Source organism: Pseudomonas sp. NPDC089569, from assembly GCF_050280625.1.
In the GTDB taxonomy this organism is placed as follows: domain Bacteria; phylum Pseudomonadota; class Gammaproteobacteria; order Pseudomonadales; family Pseudomonadaceae; genus Aquipseudomonas.
This window is the reverse complement of the sequence record NZ_JBNNVQ010000035.1, coordinates 19,912-43,882: the sequence shown is the minus strand read 5'-3', so window position 1 is coordinate 43,882 and position 23,971 is coordinate 19,912. Positions and strand designations below refer to the sequence as shown.

Sequence of the window (23,971 nt, the reverse complement as noted above, 5' to 3'; positions counted from 1 at the left end):
TTGCCTTGCAGACGGTCGGAGCCATCGGCGGCAACGGTGTTGCCTTGCAGACGGTCGGAGCCATCGGCGGCAACGGTGTTGCCTTGCAGACGGTCGGAGCCATCGGCGGCAACGGTGTTGCCTTGCAGACGGTCGAAGCCATCGGCGGCAACGGTGTTGCCTTGCAGACGGTCGGAGCCATCGGCGGCAACGGTGTTGCCTTGCAGGCGGTCGGAGCCATCGGCAGCGACGGTGTTGCCTTGCAGGCGATCCGAGCCATCAGCGGCGACGGTGTTGCCTTGCAGGCGGTCCGAACCATCGGCAGCGACGCGGTTTTCGATCAGGCGGTCGGAGCCACCTTCAGCGACACGGTTCTGGATCAGACGATCCGAACCCCCTTCAGCCACACGGCTTTCGATCAGACGATCCGAGCCGCCTTCGGCGACTACGGGTTGAGCAGAGGTCGCGGCAAAAGCGTTAACTGCGAAGACCGAGAAAGCGATGCTGAGGAGGGTTTGGCGTTTCATGATCGTGTGCTCCAGGGTGTTATCGGTTGGTATGGAGCAGATGTTACGCCGTGCGTTTTTTAAGAGAACTTCATTGAGTCAATGGTGACTATCGACGTGGTCAATGGTGCGCTTTTCTTCTGTAGGAGCGAGCACGCTCGCGATGGACGACAGGACACCGCGGGGTGTCAGGCCGCCAGCGTTATCGTTGACGATCATCGCAAGCGTGCTCGCTCCTACAGGGGGGATGTGCACATCGATGCAATTGATGATGCAGTCGTCGGATGGTCGCGGCCTGATCGATGCCGGCTTCTACACTGATTAGCTGGCGCGGGTCGTGGCCAGTCAGGAGGTGTTTATGTATCAACTTTATGGCCATCGCAATTCGGGCGCGGCGGCGATAGAGGCGGCGCTGGAGCTTTGTGAAATCCCCTATCGCTTCATTGATGTCGAGTTATCCGCCGAGGCGGCCCAGGCACTGGAGAAACTCAACCCGCTCAAGCAGATCCCGACGTTGCAGTTACCGGATGGTGGCGTGCTTACCGAGAGCGCGGCAATCCTGATTCACCTCGGGCTGACATTTCCCCGGTCGAAGCTGTTGCCGTATGAAGCCGCCAATCGCGACCAGGTCATTCGCGGGCTGGCGTATATCGTGAGCAATTGTTATGCGGCCATTGGCATCATCGATTACCCCGAGCGCTGGCTGGCCGAGGCGGATGAAGCGTCGAGGCATAACCTCATGACCGGCGCCCGCCAGCGCCTGCACTGGAGTTGGGAAGTGTTTGCCGACCAGTTTTCCGCCGTGCTGTATCTGGGGGACGAGAAACCGGGAGCACTGGATGTGCTGGCGGCGGTGATCACGCGCTGGGCCGGAAGTCGCGAACATCTGCGCCGGACCCGGCCCGGTTTTTATACCTGGCTGGAACGAATCGACCGTCATCCGGCATTGGCTCCGGTCTTCGCCCGACACTGGCCCGCCTGACCGCCACAAAACCCAATGTGGGAGCGAGCCTGCTCGCTCCCACAGGGGCAAATGCAATGCGCAGAGTTATTCGCCGCGGATGTACTGCTCCAGCTGTCGAATCAGCTCGGCCTGTTCGGCAATGGCTTCCTTGACCAGGTCACCGATGGACAGCAAGCCGATCAACTTGCCGTTTTCCACCACCGGCAAGTGGCGCAGGCGCCTGTCCGACATGATGCCCAGGCATGTGTCGACGGTCTGGTGGGTGTCCACGGTGATCACCGGCGATACCATGATGTCACGTACCGGTGTTCCCACCGAAGAGCGTCCGTGCAGCACCAGTTTGCGCGCATAGTCGCGTTCACTGATGATGCCCAGCACCTCGTCGTTTTCCACGACCAGCAAGGCGCCGACGTTCTTTTCGGCCATTTTCATCAGCGCTTCGAGCACCATGTGATCAGGTTTGATCTGGTGCACTTCCTGGTTCTTCTGATCTTTCAACTTGAGCAGTTGCGCGACGGTTTTCATGGCGGTGTCCCGGAGGGGTTGTCGTTGTTCTTGAAGAATCGTAGACCCAGGCGCGCAGGGCAAGAGTGAAAGCGGCAGATAACACGCAAAAAACGTCATTCGGCGGTTTTTCACGCGTAAACCCCACAGGTTTTTGTTGCGCCTGCCAATGCATGCAATGACGAGTAGAATCATCGCCCTGAATCAGATTCGAGGTTGAAGTGGTGGAGTTACCGCAGGGTTTTGTCCTGACCCGGCATTGGCGCGATACCCCGGCGGGCACGGAAGTCGAGTTCTGGCTGGCGACCGACAGCGGCCCCCGGCGTGTCCGTCTGCCTCATCAGCCCTCGGTTGCGTTCATTGTGGCCAGTCAGCGCGAGCAGGCCGAGGCACATCTGCACGACGAAAAGAACGTCGAACTGCGCCCCTTGGCCCTGCTGGATTTCGAGCATCGCCCGGTGCTGGGCCTGTATTGCCGGCAGCACGGGCAATTGATGCGCCTGGAAACCGCCTTGCGCCGTTCTGGCGTCGAGGTGTACGAAGCCGATGTGCGCCCACCGGAGCGTTACCTGATGGAGCGCTTCATCACGGCCCCGGTGCGTTTCGGCGGTACGCCCGATGCGCAAGGCCTGTTGATCGATGCACAAATGAAACCCGACCCCGACTACCGGCCCAACCTGCGGCTGGTATCCCTGGACATCGAAACCACCGCCCAGGGCGAGTTGTATTCCATTGCCCTGGAAGGCTGCGGTGAGCGCCAGGTGTACATGCTGGGGCCGGCCAATGGTGACGACAGTGAAGTGGATTTCCTGCTCCAATACTGTGAGTCGCGCACTCAGTTGCTCAAGCAGTTGAACGAATGGTTTGCCAGGCACGATCCGGACGCGATCATCGGCTGGAACCTGGTGCAGTTCGACCTTAGGGTGTTGCACGAACACGCCCGTCGTTTGGGCGTGCCGCTGAAACTGGGGCGAGGCGGCGAGGAAATGCAGTGGCGTGAGCATGGCAACGGCAACCATTACTTTGCCAGCGCCGCCGGCCGGTTGATCATCGACGGCATCGAGGCCCTGCGGTCGGCGACCTGGAGCTTCCCGTCGTTCAGCCTGGAAAACGTCGCGCAAACGCTGCTGGGTGAAGGCAAATCCATCGACAACCCGTACCAGCGCATGGACGAGATCAATCGCATGTTCGCCGAGGACAAACCGGCCCTGGCCAGGTACAACCTCAAGGACTGCGAACTCGTCACCCGTATTTTTGCCAGGACCGATCTGCTCAAGTTCCTGTTGGAGCGGGCCAGTGTCACCGGTTTGCCGGCGGACCGCATGGGCGGTTCGGTGGCGGCGTTCACTCATCTGTACATGCCATTGATGCATCGCCAGGGTTTCGTTGCGCCGAACCTGGGCGGACGCCCGCCGCAAGCCAGTCCCGGCGGTTTTGTCATGGACTCGCAGCCCGGCCTGTACGAGTCGGTGCTGGTGTTCGATTACAAAAGCCTCTATCCCTCGATTATCCGTACCTTCCTCATCGATCCGGTCGGGTTGATCGAAGGGCTCAAACATCCTGAAGACGCCGATTCGGTGCCGGGGTTTCGCGGTGCGCGGTTTTCCCGTACCCGGCATTGCCTGCCCGCCATTGTCGCGCGGGTCGCCCAGGGGCGCGAAACCGCCAAGCGCGAGCACAATGCGCCGCTGTCTCAGGCGCTGAAAATCATCATGAACGCGTTCTACGGTGTGCTCGGTTCGAGTGGTTGCCGCTTCTTCGATACGCGCCTGGCATCATCGATTACCTTGCGTGGCCACGAGATCATGCTGCGCACCCGCCAGCTGATCGAAGCCCGAGGGCACACGGTGATTTACGGCGACACCGACTCGACCTTCGTCTGGCTGCGCCGCGCTCACGGCCAACAGGAAGCCGCGCAGATCGGCCAGGCGCTGGTGGATTATGTCAACCAGTGGTGGCGCGAGCATGTACGGCGCGAATACGGTCTGGAGAGCGCACTGGAGTTGCAGTTCGAGACTCATTACAAGCGCTTCCTGATGCCGACCATTCGCGGCGCCGAGGAGGGCAGCAAGAAGCGTTATGCGGGGCTGGTCACGCGCGCCGACGGCACTGACGAAATGGTCTACAAGGGCCTGGAAACCGTGCGAACCGACTGGTCGCCGCTGGCGAGGCAATTCCAGCAGGAGCTGTACCTGCGCATTTTCAATCGCAAACCTTATCAGGACTATGTCCGCGATTATGTGCGCAAGACCCTGTCCGGCGAGTTCGACGATCGCCTGGTCTACCGCAAGCGCTTGCGCCGCACCCTCGACGACTACCAGCGCAACGTTCCGCCCCATGTGCGGGCAGCGCGTATCGCAGACGAGTTCAACGACCGCCAGGGTCGCCCTCGGCAGTACCAGAACGGTGGCTGGATCAGCTATGTCATGACGGTCGCAGGTCCCGAGCCGCTGGAGATCCGCAGCGCGCCGATCGATTACGACCACTACATCACGCGGCAACTGCAACCGGTGGCGGACGCGATCCTGCCCTTTGTCGACGACGATTTCTCAACCCTGGTGGGGGGGCAACTGGGATTGTTTTGAGTCCAGCAGCGATAGCGTCCAGTCGTCCAGGATGCCATGGAAGTATTGATTCAGGGCTTGATGAAACGGGCTGTCATCGGCGGCGACCTGGGCAAACAGGGTCATCGACGAATGAAATTTCAGGTCATCGGGATGGCCGAAAATCGCCGCTACCGAACGCTGCCGGATGTTCAACACTTCCAGCGTGCAGGTGCGCAACCTGGCGCCCAGCAGGGGGTGGTCAAGGTAGGCTTGCGCTTCTTCCCGGGAACGGATGGCAAAACGTCGGGACATTTCGCTGCCACCCAGCCCGGCAAACTGCGGAAAGACAAACCACATCCAGTGACTGCGTTTGTGGCCGGCGTTCAGTTCGGCCTGGACCCGGTCGAACACCGGGTCTTGCGCCTGGATAAAGCGTTGCAGGTTAAAGGCGTCCGGTTGATCGGTGCTTCTCATGACGAAGCCCTCTGACACCGCGATGGCTCAGACCATGGCCAACCGCTGCTTGCGTTTGGGCGCGTGAAACGCTTGGTCCAGCGCCTCCAGATCCCCGGCGTCAAGCTGCAGTGCGCCAGCTTGGGCGTTGAGTCGCACGTGTTCGGGGCGGACCGCCTTGGGGATGGCGATCACGCCGTTCTGGCGCACCAGCCAGGCCAGTGACACCTGTGCAGGCGTTACGCCATGGCGGCTGGCCACTTGCTTGAGCACGGCATTGGCCAGCATCTGCCCGCCCTGGCCGATCGGGCAGTAGGCCATGACCGGCATGGATTGCTGCTGGCACCAGGGCAATAAATCAAATTCTATCCCGCGTTCCTCCAGGTTGTAGAGCACCTGATTGGTGGCGCAAGCCGGTTCGTTCAGTTCCTGCAAGTCATCGAGGTCGAGATTGGACACACCCCAACGGCCGATTTTGCCCGCCTGGCGCAGGCGTTCGAAGGCTTCGACGGTTTCTTCCAGTGGAAACTGGCCGCGCCAGTGCAGCAAGTACAGGTCTATGTGGTCAGTGGCGAGCCTTCGCAGACTGCGTTCGCAGGCCTGGGGGATGCCTTGGCGGCTGGCGTTGTGCGGATAAACCTTGCTGACCAGGAAAACCTTGTCGCGCTGGCCGGCGATGGCCTGGGCGACGATTTCCTCGGCGCCGCCTTCGGCGTACATTTCGGCGGTGTCGATCAAGGTCATGCCCATTTCGATGCCCAGGCGCAGGGCCGTGACTTCTTCCTGGCGGCGGGTACGGTCTTCGCCCATTTGCCAGGTACCTTGGCCGATAACGGGCACTTGGGTGCCGGCCAGGTGCAGGGTCTGCATGCTTGTATCCTTCTCTTGAACGGGTTGGCTTCAGGATAGACCCTTGGCCCGGACTTGGTGGCCTTTGAGGCCCCGATTCACCGGTGGGAGCGAGCCTGCTGGCGATGGCGGTCTTGTCGTCAAGGCATCCCCGCAATGCCTGCCAATGATCGATTGCCTGTCATCCACACTGCACTTTTCCACAATGCCCGGCTCTATGGATTGCCGTTGCGACGAATCCCGTCGCACAGGAATGTGCCGGCACGATGGCTTATGGTCCGAGAATTACCCTGCCTGATGATCCGATTGCGCCTGTTGGCAGGCCTGTTGCTGTTCTGCGTCAGCGGTTGCAGCCAGCAACCGGGCAATGACCTGTTCAGCCAGTTGCGCGAGGGCAAGCCCCAGGAGTTTTTGCAAACCAGTGTCGATCGCATGGCCACGCTGACCATGCGCGACAATCTCGATAGCCTGTATCTGCTGATGAGCAAGCTGTACCTGCGCAACCCCGAGGAACTGAAAAAATCAGGCTTCCTTGACGCGCGCAGTGCCGGCAAGCAGGTGCGCGTGGCCATCGAACAGCAAACGCCATTGCCCACCCTGGGCGGCAAAAAGGACCTGGCGGCGTTGCGCTTTGCCATGAGCCCGGAGTTTCTCGGCGACCGGGTAGGGGCGTTCATCTATGCCATCGGCAGCATGCTGGTCACCGCCCATGGCAATCGCCTGACGTTCTACATGACGGACACGCTGAACCCGACGTTCGTCAGCCATGCCGCGCGTAACATCGAAATCGCCACCTGGATTTTGAGCCAGCGACAAAACAAGGACGGCCAGCCCTTGCTGTTTTCCAACGAAATCACGGAAGAGGGCAGCAACCTGAGTTTTGCCGTGGAGTTCGGCAAGATCGTCGCGCGCCTGGACTTGTTGACCCAGATGCTCGACGAGCGCTACCGGCGTATCGGCCTGAACTATGCGCAAAGCCTGTTGTTCCTGAATTTCCTGCCAGTGCAATAAGAAATCCCTGTAGGAGCGAGCATGCTCGCGATGAACGTCCAGGCACCGCGGGGTGTCAGGCCGCCAGCGTTATCGTTTACGACCATCGCGAGCCTGCTCGCTCCTACAGGTATAAAGATAGATCGCATCGATATAACTGGTTATAAGAAAAATCGCTATGCTGCGGGCCATATTTTCCCTGCGGTCTATGTGGGCGTATCCATGGATTTAGTGAACATCGGGTTGGTCGTAGCCGGTCTGGTCGTCGGCTTCATTGTCGGCATGACGGGCGTGGGTGGTGGATCGTTGATGACCCCCATCCTGCTGGCGTTCGGTATCAACCCGGCAACCGCGGTGGGGACCGATCTGCTCTACGCGGCCATCACCAAGTCCAGTGGTGTGCTGGTCCACAAAAAGAACAACAACATCGACTGGTCGATTACCGGTTGGCTGACCCTCGGCAGCGTGCCGGCGGTGGCATTGACGTTGTGGTTCCTGAGCACGTTGCACTCCGCTCCCGAGGCCATGAACGCGATCATCAAGCAGGCGCTGGGCGTCGTGCTGTTTGCCACGGCCCTGGCTATCCTGTTCAAGAAACGCCTGCTCGACTTCGCCCACAAGCGCGCCGGCGGCAACTACCAGCCCAGCGGTGTGCGCCTGAATGTGATGACGGTCATCACCGGTCTGGTGCTGGGCACCATGGTTGCTCTGACCTCCATTGGCGCTGGCGCCTTGGGCACCGTGGCGTTGTTCATTCTCTATCCGCTGTTGCCGACCCGCCGCCTGGTGGGCACGGAAATCGCCCACGCGGTGCCGTTGACCCTGGTCGCAGGCCTCGGCCATGCGAGCATGGGCAACATGGACTGGCACGTGCTGGGTTACTTGCTGGTCGGTTCCCTGCCGGGGATCTATCTGGGCAGCCACCTGACAGGTCGTATCTCGGATGAGTTGTTGCGTCCTTGCCTGGCAACCATGCTGGTATTGATCGGTTACAAGCTGGTGTTCTGATTCGGCATCCGCGCCAGTGTCCCCTTGCGGGTGAAGATGTCCATCCGGTTCATCGACATTCACCCGCCGTCCTCCCGCATGATCATTTATCTCCTTCCATTTCTGCCTGCCCGGATCTGTTGCGCAATGTCCGCCCTGACCTAAGCTTTGCTCAAGGCGGATTACATTTGCGAAGCGTCACCGGAACGAACGCCGCAATGCGCAATCATTAGAGCGTGGATATCAAAAGGAGATGCGCATGCTCATCAGGTCACTGACCCTGGCTACCTTGCTGGCGATTGCCGGCCCCTTGTTCGCCAACGATGGCGATTCACCATTGGACATCGATAAGGGCAGGGCCCGACCGCTGATCGTGATTGCGCCGAGTACTGTTGATCCTGTGTGGGTAGGTCTTAAAAAGTCACTGGAAGATCCCGCCAACAAACAGGGCGTAGCCCAGCGCAATATCAAGGTGTACAGCGTGCTGAACATGTTCGGGCAGCTCGATGGCAAGGATCTTGGCCAACAGGACACCATGGCCCTGATCCGAGCGCTGAAACTGGGTGCAGGCGCGCTGCCCAAGGTGATTCTGATCGGCAAGGACGGCGAGAAGAAGCTTGAAGGCTCGGGGGAAGAATCGAAGTCGATCGATCTGAAGAAAATCTTCGAGACCGTGGATGCATTGCCAGCAGCCGAGCAGGAGTTCACGGCTACGGTTGTGACACCCGTGCCTGAAGCCGAACCGGCCACCAGCGCCAAGGCCACCAAAGGTGCCAAAGGTGCCAAGCCAGGCAAACCGGCCAAACCCGCCAAACCACCTGAAATGCCGGATGATTGAATGTGGCGGGTCATTTGTGTCGAGAGTGCGCCCGGGGTTACCAGTTGTAGCGATACCCGACCGTCACGGCCCAGGGTTGCTCGATTTCGCTTCCCCTGGTGTAACCGGCTTCGGCATACAGACTGTGGTGGGTGGCGGTCTTGAGTGCGACACCGCCGGCAAATTCAACCCGCGAACCCGGTAGACGACTGTCCAGTTTTGTCCCGCTGACCTTTACATGGCTTTTGCCTGCATGTTCGGTGACCCAACCGGCCTTGACGTACGGTTTGATGGCCAGGCCATTGTCCAGCGCAAGGTCGCGACCGACGATGCCGCCGACTCGGCTCTGCACCGAGTTCATCGAATCCTGCTTGACCTCCAGACCATTGTCGGCGGTGTAGCGTGCGCCACTGATGTGCGTTATCTGCACCCCCACCTGTGGTTCGGCAAACCAGCCTCTGTCCAGTTCGATACGCTTGCCCAGCTGTACATCGGCACTCACAGCGTGGCTCTTGAAGCTAGCCTTGGCTTTCTTGCCGACGTTGCTGGTGATGTTGATGTCATTGTCCAGACGGCTGTATTTCAACGCGCCGTCGACGTACAGCCCGCCACGTTCCTGGTAACTGGCATAAGTGCCCAGCGTGGTGCTGTCGATGGTGCCTTTGCTGGAGGCGTCGAAGGACTGTCGGGCCTTGCCCTGACCGAACAGGGCGCCGACATACAGGGTGCCGTCGACAAGGGGAATGGCCTTGTCCGCGCCGATTTCCATGCCGTTTACCTGCTGCTCGAAGGCGCGGCTGGTGCCGGTGTCCAGGTGCTGCTCGGTACCATAACCACGGGTCCATACACCACCCTGATCCTTGCCCGAACGCAGTTCAGCGAAGTGGCCGGTGGTGGCGTTCATCTGGGCATTGATCAAGGCGGCACCGGCTGCCTGACTGGCGACTGCCGCATTGGCGCCCTTGCTCAGGATTTCCGGCTGCGGGCGGTGAGTAGGCCGGGCCGGTCGTTCGGGCTCAGCAGGATCCGCAGGAAAAACCGGTTGGACCGATTCATCCTTCGGCACTGGATCCTTGTTATCGTCCGGCTGCTCGATCGATTCGGCGGTCTCGCCTGCGTTCGTCAAATACCAGTCTTCACCGACCTGTTGCAATTGATAACGAAAGGCACCGGCATCCACGGTCCCGCCATGCAGCGTGAAATCACCGCTGCCACCATTGCCGGCCACCAGCGTCAGTGGCCGTGCGTCTGCAATGGCTTTGCCCGAGTCGGCCACCACCAGCGTATGGTGGCCACTGATCGGACCTCGCACGTCAAGCAAATCGCCTTGTTGCCCGGCCAGGTCAGTGTTCATGAAGAACGTACCGTTGCCGCTCAGCGGACCTTTGATCAGCAACGTATGGAATCCGTTGATGGCCGGATCGGCGAAGCCGACCTGACCGCTGACCTGGGTGGAGAAACCCAGGATCGCATCCCCCTTGAGCTGCAGGAGACCACCCTCATTGATGGTGGTGTTGGCGGCTTCGGCACGATCAGCCATCACCATGCGTCCGCCCTGGTTGACCGTGGTGTCATGCACCGTGGTGCCTGCGTCGATTTCGAACTGGCCGCCCTGATCGACCACGGTGCGGGTGGCGGTTGCAGAGTCGAAAATCGACAATAGTCCACCGCTGTTGACCCGGGTGAGGTCTGTGCTGCCATTTTGGTAAACGGTCATCTGCGCGTTATCGATCCGGGTGTTCACGGCGCTACCGTCCATGTACACGTACATGGCGCCAGCCTTGAGCTGCGTGTCGTTTGCCACGCCGTTTTGCGCGACGTCCAGAAAGCCGGCATTGACAGTGGTGCCGTTTGCCGTGGCGCTGCCCTTGACGACCATTTGGCCGGTATTGAGAACGCTGTCAACGGCGCTTGAGTTGTCATCGATTTCCAGCCAGCCGTCTTTACCGTTGATCGTGGTGCCGATTGCGGCTCCAGTGTTCCAGACCTGCAGGTGCCCTTTGTTTACCGTGGCGTTAATGACGACGCCACCTTCGCCGACGTGTATGAAGTTGCCATCCTTGACCTCGACATTTTCCATGAGCGTGGTCAAGCATTCGGACCCGCCACAGGCTTGAGCCGCCACTTGCTCGGGTACACACCCGAGCATCAACACCGCACTCGATATCGAAGCACGAGGAAACCGCATCACAAACGTAAACATGGACATCCGCCGACTGCATGGAAAGAAGCCGCGGATTTTCAGGATTGAGGGGATAGAGGTAACGCAGGCGTTTCCCAAGCATTTGTAGGAAGGGTCCTACAAAATCAGCTATGGAGGCTGGCCCGGATACTGTTCTGCAGGTGATGCATGTGCAGGATGAACGTATCGAACAGGCGGTTCAGTTCATCCGCCGGAACCGCTTGCTGGCACGCCTGCTCGAGCTGTTCGCACGCATTGATCAACGGCATGGCCTGGATGATTCGGGCACTGCCGAGGATTTTGTGGCAGCAGCGTCCGGCGGCCTCGAGGTCACCGGCGTCATACCGCGCTTGCAGTGCCTCAAGATCTTCCTGATTAGTGCGCAGCACAGTGGCCAGCAGTTGCCGGGTCATTGCCGCATCGCCCGCCGTAATGTCCCATACCTTGGCGATATCGAAGCATGCAGGCGAGGTGTTGCGGTTGCTTTCCACATTCGCCAGGTAACGTTCGAGCTCGTTGCGGGTGACCGGTTTGAACAGGCAGTCGTTCATGCCCGCCTCGATGCATCGCTGAATCTCCTGAGGCTGGGCGTTGGCGGTCAAGCCCACGACATGCGTCGCCGGGCGTGCGTCCCGTCCTTCGAATTCACGCAGTTGCCGGGTCATCTCCTCGCCGTTCATGCGTGGCATGTTGCAGTCGGTGATGACGTAGTCGAACACCTGATCCTCGTAGCGTCGCAAGCCCGTCATGCCGTCTTCGGCACAGGTGACGAGCATGCCCAGGGACTCCAGTTGTCGCTGCAGCACCACGCGGTTGAATTCGTGATCCTCGACAATCAGGATGCGCCGCACCGGCAAGGCCACGGTGACACCGGTATGCGCCGTCGGTGTAGTCTCATCGTCTGCAACTTCGGTCACGGACATGTCCAGGGCAAAGCACGAGCCTTGCCCCGGCGTGCTGGTGCAAGACAATCGTCCGCCCATCAGTTCGGTCAATTGCCGACAGATTGCCAGTCCCAGGCCGGTGCCGACCTGCATGTCGCTATGGTTGGAGGCGAATTGCGTGTAGGGCTCAAACAAACGCGAACGCTGCTGTTCGTCCATGCCAATGCCAGTGTCCCGGACCCGAAGGTGCAGCTGCAGGCAATCCCGATCCGACTCCAGCGCCAGTTCCACGGTCACGGTACCTTGCGTGGTGAACTTGATGGCATTGCTGATCAGGTTGGAGACGATTTGCCGGAACCGCAGTGAGTCCAGCGCCACCGCGATATCGTTACCCGTGTGCACGAACTCCAGGGCGACGTTCTTTTGCCGGGCCAGGCTGGCGAAGCTCTGGATCACGGTATTGATCAGGCGTTCGGGGTAACAGATACCGGTGCGCAGCTCAAACTTGCCGGACTCGATCTTCGCCAGATCGAGAATTTCACCGATCAACTCCATCATGCCGCCGGCGGATTTTTGCGCGATGTCGAGCAGTGGCGGGTCGGAGCATTTGTCCTGCAACAGTTCGAGCACGCCAATCAAGGCACTCATTGGTGTACGGATTTCATGGCTCATGACCGCCAGGAAATGGCTTTTTCCCTGACTGGCCGCTTCGGCCTGATCCTTGGCCTGGTGCAGGGCATGTTGCAGGTTCTGTTGTTCGGTCAGGTCGATCCAGCCGCCGATGACCCCGGTCATGCTGCCGTCGGAGTCGCGGTAGGGCAGGGCCCAGTGGTGGATGTGGTAGGGCTTGCCCTTGACCGCCATGGTGAAGTTGGAAAAGGACGGCTCGCCGCTGTCGAGGGTGGCGCGATGGATGCGTTTATAGCTCTGCGCGTCCTCCAGCGGCAGGATGTCGGCTTCGATCAACCCCTTGTTCAGGACCTGTTCGAGTTCGACGTCCATCACCTGCAAATAGGCGCGGTTGCAGGTCAACAGCAATCCCTGGCGATCGCGTACATAGATCGGGTTCGGCGTGCCGTCCACCAGCACCTTCATGAACACCAGTTGGTCGTTCAAGGCTTTCTGAGCCTTCAGACGTTCGGTAATTTGCCGGCGTAGCCCGACGTTCCAAGCCAGGATCACCGCCAGCACCGCCATCAGCCCAAGCATGGTCCGGTAAAACCAGGTTTTATAGGCATTCCAGCCGCCCTGGCTTTCCTGCGGGTTTTGCCAGCGATTGACGAGGTTGGTGAGCACTTCGGGGGGAATGTCGAGCAAGGCCTTGTCGATGATCGATATCAGCAAGGCGTTCTGTCTGCCGGTGGCGAAGCCGATCAATGCCGGTTGCGAGCCGATCACCGAATCGATCTGCAGGCGCCCGCGAAAGAAACGGTTGATCAGATAGGTTGCCCCCAGCTGGGGCTGAACAACACCGTCGACGCGCCCTTCGGCGAGCAGTTCATAAGTTTCGATGGGGGTGTCGACGGCTTCGATTTGAATCTGTGGCCATTCGCGTGCCAGCCAACTGGCGGCGGCCGACCCTTTGACGATGGCCACACGTTTGCCGTTCAGCCCGCTCAGTCCCGGGTGCTCGGGTTGCACGCGAGTGACCAAGGCAAACGGATTGATGCCGAAGGGGCGGGAAAACGCCAGGTCTTGCTCACGCTGGTCGCTGAAGGTCAGGGCGCCGATCAGGCTCACAGGGTCACGCTGCGTGCGACTGGTCATTGCATCGACGGAGGTGAATTTGCTCGGTTGAAACGTCAACCCGGTACGGTCATTGATCATGTCCAGCAAATCGGTGGCCATGCCGCGCAGCTGCCCCTGTTCATTGAAAAAACTGAATGGGGGGTACAGATCGTTGACCAACAGGTCGATCTGCGGATGGTCTTTGATCCATTGCTGCTCGGCCGCAGTCAGTTGCAGTCGGGTGTAACCCAGTTTCGGATTGGCGCCGATACCCCAGTGACGGGCAATCACCACACGTTCCTGGGGCGTGATGTTGGCCAGCACACTGTTGATCAGGTTCGACAGTTGAGCGTCGTTGCGCCGTAAGGCGAAACTGAAACCCAGGCCTTCGGAATCGCGCTGAATGGTTTGTTTCAGGCTCTGCTGATAGTTGCGTTCGAGCTGGTATTGCGCGGAGATCGCGTCGGTCAGCAGCACCATGCCTGCGCCGTAGGCGACCTGTCCCAGGCCATTCTGGGTCGATGGCACGGGCTTGAGTGGCGTATCGGGGAACAGCGATGCGACTCGCTCCCGGGTGATCCAGTCCGGATCGAACAACACGGTAGTGCCCGGCGGTAGTGCATTGTGGGGGCCCAGAGTGCCGGGTCGGCTGATCAGCACGGCTTGATCGTAGGCGTAGGGCGCGCTCAGGCCCAGATCGTCATAGAGGGCAGGAAGGTGGTTGATGCGCGGTACCAGATCGATGTCGGCGTTGCGCAATGCCGTGAGTGCCTGTTGCTGAGTGGCGAAATGTTCAATCTGCAAACGCACGCCCAGGGTTCGCGCCAGTATGTCCAGATAATCGGCGCAAAGGCCTTCGTAGTCGTTCTGATTGACGGTCATGTCCAGCGGTGGACGGTCAGGCAAGTACACCCCGACCCGCAAGGTCGCCTTTTCCTTGAGCCACTGGCGTTGCTGGGCGCTGAGGGTCAGTTCTACTTCAGTGTCACCGGCGCGGCTGAGCAGCGTCAACGATTCGGCCCGGGTCGTAAGCGTAGTGGATAGCGCGAGTGCGCCCAGCATCAGGCAGCAGATCCACTTCATGGCTCAGACCAGATGGTTGCGTTTGGCGAAGTCGATCAGCTCCAACAGGGTGTTGGCATTGAGCTTTTGCATCAGGCGGGTTTTGTAGGTGCTGACGGTCTTGTTGCTCAACAGCATGTCATCGGCGATTTGCTTGTTGCTCTTGCCCAGGGCCAGGCCGTGCAGCACCTTGAGTTCACGGCGTGATACGCCTTCGAGCAGTTGAGCGTCGTCTTGCGCGAAGTCGCTGTGTCGAACGGAGTTGAGCGTGTCGAGCGGGAACCAGGTCCTGCCGCCGGCCACGGCCTTGAGCGCGGTAGTGATTTCTACGGGGTCATCGATTTTCGAGACAAACCCTGACGCCCCGGCCCGCAGGCATTGAGCGGCATACGCCTGGCTTTTCAGACCGGTATGCACCAGTACACGAGCGGTGCTGCCGCCGACGCGCAAGCGGTCGATCACGGCCATACCGTCGAGTTGCGGAATGTCGAGGTCGAGCACAATGGCATCGGGCTTGAGTTCGAACGCCTTGCTCAGGGCATCCACGCCGTTGTCGCTTTCGCCGACGACCTCATGTCCTTCACGGCTCAGAATCATCCCGACCGCCATGCGAACGACCGCGTGATCATCGACCAACAGCACTTTCATCGATCAGCCCTCATGCCCTGTTTCAGCATAGTCTCGCCGCCGACAAGGAAGTGCCGGACCGGATACATGGTGCGGCACAGTAAAAAAGAGGCGCGAATCCTACATGTTTTGTGTGGGTATGCAAGGTCGGTCGACGGGAACCTGGGCGATCTGACCTATCGGATCAGTGCGTCCAGAATCCGATGTGCAATCCTGACCCGCTCCTCATTCGGGTAATTCTTGTTGGCCAGAATCACGATCCCGACCTCTTTCGACGGTACGAACGCGACGTAGGCGCCAAAGCCGCCGGTGGAGCCGGTTTTGTTGAGAAGCAGGTTTGCCGTTGGCGATTGCGGCGGGGTCAGCCATTGGACTTCATGGGCATCCATGGCCATCGCCGTCGAGTTGCCGGCCAGCAATCTTTCCAGTGACACCGGGTAGCCATACAACTCCCAGCCCAGCCCCTGGGTCATGTCGCCCACGCGGTAGTAGCCGGTGTGGGTCAGGGCAATGGCCTGTTGCAGCGGTTTTTCCAGCGATACCGGTTTCATGTTCACTTCGACAAAACGAAGCAGATCCGCCGCGCTGGTTTTTATGCCGTAGGCTTCGTCATCGAGTGCCCCCGGCCCGACGCGTACAGGCTTGTCGTCCTTGTTGTAACCCTGGGCATACAGCCCCATCTGCTCCTGCGGCACTTTTAGAAAGGTGTGCTTGAGGCCGAGTTTGGGCAACAGGGTGTTTTCCATGACTTCATCGAACGGCTGGCCCAGGCTCTGCGCGGCCAGGTAGCCGAACAGTCCCAGGCTCGGGTTTGAATAGAGTCGGTGGGTGCCGGGAGCGTAGCGCGGTGTCCACTGCCGGTAGTAGCCGAGCATCTTGTCCGGGGCATCGGCTTCGCTGGGGAACTGCAGGGGCAGGCCGCCGGCGCTGTAGGTGCCCAATTGCAACAGGCTGATGATGTCGAAGGCGCTGCCGTGCAGGGCAGGCCACAGCTGACTGGCCTTGTCGGACAACGACAGCTTGCCGGTGGCCTGGGCGTAAGCGGCGAGGGTGGTGGTGAAGGTTTTGCTCACCGAGCCGATTTCGAACAGGGTGTCGCGGGTGACGGCTTGCGCCGTTTCCTTCGACGCGACGCCGTAGTTGAAGTAATGCGCCTGACCATTGACCGTTACGGCCACGGCCATGCCGGCAATGCCTTGGGTCTTCATGACGGGACGCACAGCGTCATTGACCGTCGACTCGATATCCAGCGCCAGGCAAGGGCTTGAGGCAAACAACGCCAGGCAGGCCGCGAGCAATGCTGGCCGGGCGAGGCCGGTGTGGTCCTTTATCGTTTCATGGGATTTCATTGGGCTGACCGTTCGATTCAGAACGGTCATTAAACCCTGTCATCGATGGCCAGGCAAAATGTGGGAGCGAGCCTGCTCGCGATGGCATTCTGTCAGTCGGCGATGGCGCCAACCGAGAGTCCGCTATCGCGAGCAGGCTCGCTCCCACATGGGGTCGTTGTTCGACAGAGGACTAGCGCACCAGACACGGCCGCTTGTTGTCGAACTTCCAGCCTGGAATCAGAAATTGCATCGCCACGCTGTCGTCCCGCGCTCCCAGGCCCATGCCTTTGTACAGCTCGTGGGCTTTGGCGAGCTGGTCCAGGTCCAGTTCCACGCCGAGCCCGGGTTTGCGTGGCACCTGCACGCAGCCATCGACAATTTGCAGCGGTGCCTTTGTCAGGCGCTGGCCGTCCTGCCAGATCCAGTGGGTGTCGATGGCGGTGATATCGCCCGGTGCGGCGGCTGCGACGTGGGTAAACATCGCCAGGGATATGTCGAAGTGGTTGTTGGAATGCGAGCCCCAGGTCAGGCCCCATTCATGGCACATCTGGGCGACGCGCACCGAGCCCTGCAGGGTCCAGAAATGCGGGTCGGCCAAGGGGATGTCGACCGATTGCAGCTGGATTGCATGGCCCATCTCCCGCCAGTCGGTGGCGATCATGTTGGTTGCGGTTTTCAGGCCCGTGGCACGGCGGAATTCGGCCATGACTTCGCGGCCCGAGTAACCGTTTTCGGCGCCGCACGGATCTTCGGCGTACGCCAGTACCTTGTGCTGATCGCGGCACAGGCGAATGGCTTCCTTGAGTGACCAGGCGCCGTTCGGGTCGAGGGTGATGCGTGCATCGGGAAAGCGTTCGGCCAGGGCCGTCACGGCTTCGATTTCCGCATCGCCTGCGAGCACGCCACCCTTGAGCTTGAAGTCCTTGAAACCGTATCGCGCATGGGCGGCTTCGGCCAGGCGCACCACCGCATCGGCGGTCATGGCTTTTTCGTGCCGCACGCGAAACCAGTCGTTGTTGGCATCCGGCTCGCTGCGATAGGCGAGGTCGGTTTGCTGGCGATCGCCGACATAGAACAGATAACCGAGCATCTTCACTTCATCGCGTTGCTGGCCTTCGCCCAGCAGGGCGGCGACGGGAACCTCCAGGTGCTGACCGAGCAGATCGAGCAGGGCGGCTTCCAGGCCCGTGACGGCATGGATGGTGATGCGCAGGTCGAAGGTCTGCAAACCGCGACCGCCGGCGTCGCGGTCGGCGAAGGTCTGGCGCACCTGGTTGAGGATCTTCTGGTAAGTGCCGATCGGGCTGCCCACCACCAGGCTGCGTGCGTCTTCGAGGGTCTGGCGGATGCGCTCGCCGCCGGGTACTTCACCGACGCCGGTGTGGCCGGCATTGTCCTTGAGGATCACGATGTTGCGGGTGAAAAACGGGCCGTGGGCGCCGCTGAGATTGAGCAGCATGCCATCGTGACCGGCCACGGGAACGACCTGCATGCTGGTGATGATCGGGGCTTTGGCGGTGTCGTGTGCAGTCATTTTCTTGTCCTTTAAACCGTGTTCTGAAATCAGTACTCAGGCGTGGTGGTGGGCAGGTGCGGTTGTTGCGGCGACGGGTACGGCCCTGGGTTTGTTGCGGGCGGCAAAGACGATGATCGCGGCAATGATCGAGGTGACGGCCAGGCCGTACAGCCCACCCTGGATGGAGCCGGTGCGTTCTTCCAGCAGGCCGAAGGTGGTCGGCGCGACGAAGCCACCGAGGTTGCCCACTGAGTTGATCAGTGCGATGACGCCTGCGGCGATGCGTGCATCCAGATAAGCCTGGGGAATCGGCCAGAACAGCGACGATGCCGATTTGAAGCCCAGGGCCGCGAAGCAGATGGCGACGAAGGCGAAGACCGGCCCGCCGGTGGTGGACATGAACATCCCTGCGGCTGCAATCAGCAGGGCGGCAGCAACCCAGGCCTGCTGGTGCTTCCACCTGGCTGACAAGGAAGCGAAGGCGTACATGCCGACAATCGACAGCAACCAGGGGATCGAGTTGAACAGCCCGACCTGGAAGTCGTTCAGGTCGCCCATCTTCTTGATGATGCTCGGCAGCCAGAAAGTGGCGGCGTAGATGGTCAGCTGGATGAAGAAGTAGATCACGCAGAACAGGACGATCTGCCGGTCCTTGAGCAGCGTGCCCAGTGACGGCTTGACCGACGCTGCGGCTTCGCGGGCCAGTTGCTCGTCATCGATGGCCTTGACCAACGCATCCTGTTCGTCGCGGGTCAGCCACTTGGCGTCGTGAGGATGGGAATCCAGCCAGCACCAGACGAAGACACACAGCCCTACCGAGAACATGCCTTCGATGAAGTACATCCATTGCCAGCCGTGCATGCCCAGACCATTGATTTGCAGGAGCAAGCCGGACAGCGGGCCGGAAATCAGCGAGGCCACCGCCGAGCCGCTGAGGAAGATCGCGATGGCTTTGCCGCGCTCCGCGCCAGGCAGCCAGCGGGTGAAATAGTAGATGACGCCGGGAAAGAATCCGGCTTCGGCTACGCCCAGCAGGAAGCGCAGGATATAGAAGTGGGTTTCGTTCTGGATGAAGGCCATGCCCGCGGCCACCAGACCCCAGGTCAGCATGATGCGGGTCAGCCAGATGCGTGCACCGACTTTTTGCAGGAGGATGTTGGAGGGCACTTCGAACAGCGCATAGCCGATGAAGAACAGGCCGGCACCGAGGCCGTAGGCGGCAGCGCCAATGCCAAGGTCATGTTCCATATGGGCACGGACGAAACCGATGTTCACGCGGTCGATGTAGTTGACGATGAACATGATGACGAATAGCGGCAGGACATGGCGTTTGACTTTCGAGATCGCGGACCCCAGGGCCGAACCGGCGCCATTGTCCATTGCGCAATTGGAGTTTTTCACTGCGTTTTCTCCCACTGATTATTTTTATGCGGGTATGACAAGGTTTGCTTTGTTGATAGACATCATACAACTAGATTTTTTTGATGTGCAAGCTGCCATGGTCAACGAATTAGCACTTGTTGTGGGTTCTGTTATTCTTTTCGTTGAGTTTGTTGGGATATCTCAGTGCTGGAGATTTCACTTTTGTTGAGTGTTGTCATACAAGTTAAGATGACTTCCATGAGATTTCAGGCGCGTGGGGTGCTACGATTTCGCTAGCTCCGCCTTTGGAAGAACATGATGCAAGAAGACCTCGACCTGCCTGCCCGCAAGCGCAGTCATAACCTGGCCCACGATCTGGTGGCCAAACTGACCCAGAGCATCCTGCTCGGGCAGATGGCGCCTGGCGACAAGTTGCCGTCGGAAAACACCATCGTTCAGGAGCACGGGGTCAGTCGCACGGTGGTGCGCGAGGCGATTTCCAAGCTGCAGGCCTCGGGGCTGGTGGAAACCCGTCATGGTATCGGCACCTTCGTGCTTGAGCGTGCGCCGGAGCAGGGGCTGCGACTGAACGTCGATACCGCGCTGGGGGTGCGCAGCGTTCTGGAGTTGCGCATGGGCCTGGAAACCCAGGCGGCGGCGCTGGCGGCCATGCGCCGTACCGACCAGCAATTGGCGCAAATGCGCCAGGCCCTCGATGACTATCAAAGCCTGTTGGCCAATAACGACAGTTGCGTCGAGGCCGACCGGCGTTTTCACCTGCTGATCGCGGAAGCCACCGGCAACCTGTGCTTCAGCGAAATCATGCAGCACCTGGGGAGCGCCATGATCCCGCGGACCCGGGTCAACGCGGCCGAACGTGGTGCGGTGGACCTGAGCAAGCTCGGGCAACTGGCCAACCAGGAACACGAAGCGATCCTGAACGCCATCAAGCGGCAGGACCCGGATGCCGCGCGGGCAGCGATGTGGCTGCATTTGACCAACAGCCGTGATCGCTTCGCACCGTCCTGATCCCCGCTGATCCCCTGTAGGAGCGAGCATGCTCGCGATGGTCGTCAACGATAACGTTGGGTGTCTGACTCCCCGCGGTGGTCTCTGGTTCTTCGCGAGCATGCTCGCTCCTACAGGGATCTACGGTCATCAGGCGCGAGCTGCCTGAGCCGCCGGCCGCCGTTCCAGATTCAAGGCCAGCACACTGATCAGCACCACCATCGCACCAGCCGCCACCATCAAGGTCGGTTGTTCGCCCAGTTCAAAGCATGCAATGGCCATCGCCATTGGCGGCACCAGATACAGGGTCATTGTCGCCCGGCTCAAATCCACATGCGCCAGTACATAGGCCCAGGCCAGATACGCCAGTGCACTGGGGAAAATGCCCAGGACAATCACTGCCCGTTGCGCGTGCGGCGGGGCATTCAGCATCTGTTCCAGCAACCCCGGCAGATAGACCAACAGCAACAATGTCCCTGACCAGACCGTGTAGCACACCAGCGTCAACCCGTCGTAACGTCCGCTGTGATGCTTTTGCAGAGCGAAGTACACACTCCAGGACAGTGCCGCCAACAGGATCAACAGGCCGTGGGCGTCAATACTGCCCAGTCCATGATCACCGGTTACCACAATCACCACGCCAACCATCCCCATCACCACGCAGCCCCAGCGCCAGGTACTGATCCGATCCTTGAAGACAAAACGTGCCAGCAGGGTGCTGAACAGCGGCGTCGATTGCGCCAGCACACTCGACGCACCGGCGCTGACGCCCTGTTGGCCGAAATTGATCGATACGTGATGCAGGCTCACGGCAAAGAAACCCAGGGCCATCAGCAGCGGTACATCGTGCAGGGTCGGCAGGCGAATGCCCCTGAAAACCGCCACTACGGCCATGACCAGGGATGCCAGCAAAAATCGCAGCAAGGCGAGGTGCGCGGGATCATAGGCCTTCAGGCCGATGTGAATGCCGGTTGGAGAGTAACCCCAACAGATCACGACAAATGTCATGGCCAGGATGATTTTCAAGGGCGAGGAGGGTGAAGGCGAGAATGATTTCATGGTTGTGCACCGTCAGAAGGTGCCTTGAGTATCGGAACCTGAATCATTCGCCACAACTGACTTATACTGCGCTGATTATTCACTTTGGGTGATGTATGGAGCTGGCACAGATTCGCATGTTCAAGACCGTGGCCGAGGTGGGCAGCATTGCTCGCGCGGCGGAGTTGTTGCATTGCGTGCCGTCGAACATTACGGCCCGCATCAAGGCACTGGAGGCGGAACTGGGCGTCGCCCTGTTTCTGCGCGAGGGGCGTGGGCTGCGTATCAGTCCATCGGGCCAGACCTTTTTGGCTTATGCCGCGAGAATCCTGGCCCTGACCGCCGAAGCCAAACGCGCAGTGGACCCTGGCGCCGAACCTTCGGGGCTGCTGCGCATCGGCGCCATCGAGTCTTCGGCCACCGGTCGCCTGCCACGCCTGTTGGCGAAATTCCACAAGCGTTACCCGGCGGTCGCGCTGGAGCTGACGACTGGAACCTGGGGCCAGTTACTGGATGACACCCTGAGCCATCGACTCGACGGCGCCATCGTCGCGGTGGACGTCGAACGCTCCCATCTCAAGCGCACGCCGATGTACCGCGAAGACTTGTTGCTGATCGCTTCGACATCGCTCGGGCCGGTGCGCGACATGACGGACTTGCAGGATAAAACCGTGTTCATGTGGCCGCAGGGCTGCCCGTATCGGGCGGCGCTGGAGCATTGGTTGCTGCGCCAGGGTCAGGCCTTGCCGATTGTCAGCCTGGCCAGTTACGGCGCGATAGTCGGCTGCGTCAGCGCCGGGGCCGGCGTGGCGCTGGTGCCCAAGGGGGTTTTCGATCAATACGCCAAGGGAGCAGGTTGCGTGGGCTACGAATTTCCCGAGCTGACGGCCATCGACAACCTGTTCTACTGGCATGAAAACGCCGGGGTACACCCGGCGCGAGAGGCGTTTGTGGCGATGTTGCGCGAGGAATTCGCTTAGCAGGCGCCATCGAATACGCCTTTTGCTTCGTAGGAGCCAGGCTTGCCGGCGAAGGCGCCATCGAATACGCCTCCGCCTGTAGGAGCGAGGCTTGCCGGCGAAGGCGCCACAGAATGCGCTTTCGCCTGTAGGAGCCAGGCTTGCCGGCGAAAGCGTCATCGAATACGCCTTCGCCGGCAAGCCTGGCTCCTACGAAGCAATCAGCATTGCCTGTTCAGGTTTACGTCAGGTTCACATCCCGCATCAACAACCCGAAATCCAGGTCCACCGCATCCGGTATCGGCAAATACACCGTGTGTCCATCCCCGGGTGCCACCTCCAGGGTGTCGCCCTTGGCGTTCTGCAGCTGATGCAGATCGAAGTGGAAGTTGCCCTTGGGGGTCATCAGTTCCATGTGATCGCCCAAAGCAAAGCGGTTTTTCACCTTCACCTCCGCCAGTCGGCCTCGGCGCTTGCCGGTCAGTTCGCCAACAAACTGTTGCCGTTCCGACACCGAACTGCCGTTCTGGTAGTTCTGGTATTCGTCATGCACGTGTCGGCGCAGGAAGCCTTCGGTGTAGCCGCGCTGGGCCAGGGATTCGAGGTCCGTCATCAGGCTGCGGTCGAACGCCCGTCCAGCTACCGCGTCGTCGATGGCGCGGCGGTAAACCTGTGTGGTACGTGCGCAATAGAAGTGCGATTTGGTCCGGCCCTCGATCTTCAGGGAGTGCACACCCATCTGCGTCAGGCGCTCGACATGCTGTACGGCACGCAAGTCCTTGGCGTTCATGATGTAAGTACCGTGCTCGTCTTCAAAGGTCGGCATCAATTCGCCCGGACGATTGGCTTCCTGCAACAGAAACACCTCTTCGGTGGGGCTGCCCACGCCCAGAGTCGGCTCCGGCCGGTACTGTTGGACGATCTCGCCGAGCAGGTTTTGCGTGGCCTCCTGCGCTGAATATTTCCAGCGACAGGCGTTGGTGCAGCTGCCCTGATTGGCATCGCGCTTGTTGATATAGCCCGACAGCAGGCAGCGACCGGAATAGGCCATGCACAAGGCACCATGGACGAACACTTCCAGCTCCATCGCCGGAACCTGCTGACGGATTTCGGCGATTTCTTCCAGGGACAGCTCACGCGACAGGATGATGCGACTCAAGCCTTGCTGTTGCCAGAACTCGACGCTTGCCCAGTTCACGGTGTTGGCCTGCACCGAAAGATGTATCGGCATGTGCGGGAAGTGACGGCGCACCAGCATGATCAAGCCAGGGTCGGACATGATCAGCGCATCGGGGCCCATGGCGATGATGGGCGCCAGGTCCTTGAGAAAGGTCTTGAGCTTGGCATTGTGCGGCGCGATGTTCACCACCACGTAGAAGCGCTTGCCCTGAGCCTGAGCCTCGTCGATGCCGACTGCCAGATTGGCATGGTCGAATTCATTGTTGCGTACCCGCAGGCTATAGCGCGGCTGGCCGGCATAGACCGCATCGGCGCCATAGGCGAAGGCATAACGCATGTTTTTCAGGGTGCCGGCAGGGGCGAGCAGTTCCGGGGCAATCAGGTTCATGGCGGCTCGATCGTAAAAGCCGCGCAGGGTAAACGCCCCGGCCCGAAGTTTTATTGATCTGGATCTATGCCGGGTGAACGAACGGATGGCACTCGCGCGAGCCGTAGCGGCC

19 protein-coding genes are annotated in these 23,971 nt (G+C 60.2%); 7 read left to right on the top strand and 12 right to left on the bottom strand.

Annotated features, from left to right (window positions below; translation table 11 throughout):
- Nucleotides 1–506 (bottom strand): phage infection protein (locus ACQKP2_RS16010; protein WP_427577752.1); only part of this gene is annotated, 506 nt, incomplete at its 3' end.
- Nucleotides 507–843: 337 nt separating this feature from the next.
- On the opposite strand from ACQKP2_RS16010, the gene ACQKP2_RS16005 reads away from it, so the two are divergent.
- Nucleotides 844–1,467: a glutathione S-transferase gene (locus tag ACQKP2_RS16005; protein ID WP_427577750.1), complete on the top strand. Its 624-nt coding sequence runs from the start codon at nt 844–846 to the stop codon at nt 1,465–1,467.
- A gap of 66 nt (nt 1,468–1,533) precedes the next feature.
- Here the strand turns inward: ACQKP2_RS16005 and ACQKP2_RS16000 are convergent, their stop codons facing one another.
- On the bottom strand, nt 1,534–1,974 hold the full coding sequence (locus ACQKP2_RS16000; RefSeq protein WP_007944798.1) for a CBS domain-containing protein: 441 nt from the start codon (nt 1,972–1,974) through the stop codon (nt 1,534–1,536).
- 203 nt (nt 1,975–2,177) lie between these two features.
- Between ACQKP2_RS16000 and ACQKP2_RS15995 the strand changes: the two genes are divergently transcribed.
- A complete protein-coding gene (locus tag ACQKP2_RS15995) occupies nt 2,178–4,538 on the top strand; it encodes a DNA polymerase II (RefSeq protein WP_427577748.1) in 2,361 nt (786 codons plus the stop codon).
- On the opposite strand, the gene ACQKP2_RS15990 is transcribed toward ACQKP2_RS15995, so the two are convergent.
- Both ACQKP2_RS15990 and ACQKP2_RS15985 read right to left on the bottom strand, forming a co-directional pair.
- Nucleotides 4,503–4,973, bottom strand: a complete 471-nt coding sequence (locus tag ACQKP2_RS15990; RefSeq protein WP_427577747.1) for a DUF1810 domain-containing protein — start codon at nt 4,971–4,973, stop codon at nt 4,503–4,505. The genes ACQKP2_RS15995 and ACQKP2_RS15990 overlap by 36 nt on opposite strands.
- A gap of 27 nt (nt 4,974–5,000) precedes the next feature.
- Nucleotides 5,001–5,822, bottom strand: coding sequence for an aldo/keto reductase (locus ACQKP2_RS15985; protein WP_427577745.1), 822 nt, complete (start codon nt 5,820–5,822; stop codon nt 5,001–5,003).
- A gap of 252 nt (nt 5,823–6,074) precedes the next feature.
- On the opposite strand from ACQKP2_RS15985, the gene ACQKP2_RS15980 reads away from it, so the two are divergent.
- From ACQKP2_RS15980 to ACQKP2_RS15970, 3 genes are all read left to right on the top strand, one after another.
- On the top strand, nt 6,075–6,812 hold the full coding sequence (locus ACQKP2_RS15980) for a hypothetical protein (RefSeq protein WP_427577743.1): 738 nt from the start codon (nt 6,075–6,077) through the stop codon (nt 6,810–6,812).
- A gap of 201 nt (nt 6,813–7,013) precedes the next feature.
- The gene (locus ACQKP2_RS15975) at nt 7,014–7,799 is read left to right on the top strand and encodes a sulfite exporter TauE/SafE family protein (protein ID WP_427577742.1); all 786 of its coding nucleotides are present in this window, start codon (nt 7,014–7,016) and stop codon (nt 7,797–7,799) included.
- Between the two features lie 238 nt (nt 7,800–8,037).
- A complete protein-coding gene (locus ACQKP2_RS15970) occupies nt 8,038–8,616 on the top strand; it encodes a DUF4174 domain-containing protein (protein ID WP_427577740.1) in 579 nt (192 codons plus the stop codon).
- Between the two features lie 37 nt (nt 8,617–8,653).
- On the opposite strand, the gene ACQKP2_RS15965 is transcribed toward ACQKP2_RS15970, so the two are convergent.
- The 6 genes from ACQKP2_RS15965 to ACQKP2_RS15940 form a co-directional block, all read right to left on the bottom strand.
- Complete coding sequence (locus ACQKP2_RS15965; RefSeq protein ID WP_427577739.1) at nt 8,654–10,675, bottom strand: autotransporter outer membrane beta-barrel domain-containing protein; 2,022 nt, start codon at nt 10,673–10,675, stop codon at nt 8,654–8,656.
- 227 nt (nt 10,676–10,902) lie between these two features.
- Nucleotides 10,903–14,472 carry an ATP-binding protein gene (locus ACQKP2_RS15960; protein WP_427577738.1) on the bottom strand — a complete coding sequence of 1,190 codons (3,570 nt, stop codon included), beginning with the start codon at nt 14,470–14,472 and terminating at the stop codon, nt 10,903–10,905.
- Between the two features lie 3 nt (nt 14,473–14,475).
- The gene (locus ACQKP2_RS15955; RefSeq protein WP_427577736.1) at nt 14,476–15,099 is read right to left on the bottom strand and encodes a response regulator; all 624 of its coding nucleotides are present in this window, start codon (nt 15,097–15,099) and stop codon (nt 14,476–14,478) included.
- Nucleotides 15,100–15,254: 155 nt separating this feature from the next.
- The gene (ampC, locus tag ACQKP2_RS15950; protein ID WP_427577734.1) at nt 15,255–16,427 is read right to left on the bottom strand and encodes a class C beta-lactamase; all 1,173 of its coding nucleotides are present in this window, start codon (nt 16,425–16,427) and stop codon (nt 15,255–15,257) included.
- A gap of 172 nt (nt 16,428–16,599) precedes the next feature.
- Nucleotides 16,600–17,943, bottom strand: a complete 1,344-nt coding sequence (gene gudD / locus ACQKP2_RS15945; RefSeq protein ID WP_427577733.1) for a glucarate dehydratase — start codon at nt 17,941–17,943, stop codon at nt 16,600–16,602.
- Between the two features lie 36 nt (nt 17,944–17,979).
- Entirely contained in the window at nt 17,980–19,305 is a 1,326-nt protein-coding gene (locus ACQKP2_RS15940; RefSeq protein WP_427577774.1) for an MFS transporter, read from the bottom strand.
- A 300-nt stretch (nt 19,306–19,605) separates the two neighbouring features.
- On the opposite strand from ACQKP2_RS15940, the gene ACQKP2_RS15935 reads away from it, so the two are divergent.
- A complete protein-coding gene (locus ACQKP2_RS15935; protein WP_427577772.1) occupies nt 19,606–20,316 on the top strand; it encodes a FadR/GntR family transcriptional regulator in 711 nt (236 codons plus the stop codon).
- Between the two features lie 129 nt (nt 20,317–20,445).
- Here ACQKP2_RS15935 and ACQKP2_RS15930 read toward each other — a convergent pair whose 3' ends face one another.
- The gene (locus ACQKP2_RS15930; protein WP_427577732.1) at nt 20,446–21,354 is read right to left on the bottom strand and encodes a DMT family transporter; all 909 of its coding nucleotides are present in this window, start codon (nt 21,352–21,354) and stop codon (nt 20,446–20,448) included.
- 95 nt (nt 21,355–21,449) lie between these two features.
- Here ACQKP2_RS15930 and ACQKP2_RS15925 point away from each other — a divergent pair, with 95 nt between their 5' ends.
- The gene (locus ACQKP2_RS15925) at nt 21,450–22,313 is read left to right on the top strand and encodes a LysR family transcriptional regulator (protein WP_427577730.1); all 864 of its coding nucleotides are present in this window, start codon (nt 21,450–21,452) and stop codon (nt 22,311–22,313) included.
- Nucleotides 22,314–22,533: 220 nt separating this feature from the next.
- Here the strand turns inward: ACQKP2_RS15925 and yegQ are convergent, their stop codons facing one another.
- A complete protein-coding gene (gene yegQ / locus ACQKP2_RS15920; RefSeq protein ID WP_427577729.1) occupies nt 22,534–23,859 on the bottom strand; it encodes a tRNA 5-hydroxyuridine modification protein YegQ in 1,326 nt (441 codons plus the stop codon).
- Between the last annotated feature and the right edge of the window lie 112 nt (nt 23,860–23,971).